The sequence below is a fragment of the Hydrogenobaculum sp. genome (genome assembly GCF_049967395.1).
Classification (GTDB): Bacteria; Aquificota; Aquificia; order Aquificales; family Aquificaceae; genus Hydrogenobaculum.
Genome location: NZ_JBMFST010000137.1, coordinates 1 through 513, shown reverse-complemented (window position 1 = coordinate 513; position 513 = coordinate 1). Strand labels below are relative to the sequence as shown.

General features: G+C 28.1%; 2 protein-coding genes. Both read left to right on the top strand.

Annotated features, from left to right (window positions below; translation table 11 throughout):
- Nucleotides 1–234: hypothetical protein (locus ACP5S8_RS08570; RefSeq protein WP_461876515.1), on the top strand; the 234-nt coding region annotated here is incomplete at its 5' end.
- A gap of 81 nt (nt 235–315) precedes the next feature.
- The coding region (locus ACP5S8_RS08565) for a hypothetical protein (RefSeq protein ID WP_461876514.1) at nt 316–513 on the top strand (198 nt) is incomplete at its 3' end.

The window sequence follows — 513 nt, the reverse complement described above, 5'->3', positions numbered from 1 at the left end:
GTATATGTCTTATTAAAGCTTTATAAAGTAGATAAGGATATTATAGTTGATATATTGATAAAACTTTTAAGCCTAAAAGGTGTTGAAGTTCAAGACTATGAGCAAACAATATCGGCTCTTGAAATATTTAGATCAAGAAATTTAGATTTTGTAGATTGTATTCTATGTGCTTATAGTAAACGATATCAAGTGTTTTCTTTTGATAATAAATTAAACAATTGTGATATCAAATAACTATCCAATTTTCTGTTATGTTTTATGGTAGATATGAACGATGTATAGGACTAGTAAAATAAGCTCTGCTATAATCTTCCTATGAAAGAAAAAGAAAACTTACCAGAGCATTTAAAAGACATTGAAGAGTTAAGAAACATCCAATCTTCAGATGCTCTTTTTAAGCTAATTATGAAAAATCCTGATAACATAAAAACATTCTTACAAGCCTACGAGCCAACACTAGCCAAACATCTTGATTTAGAAAACATAAGAGTGTTAGACACAGAAAAACACAAC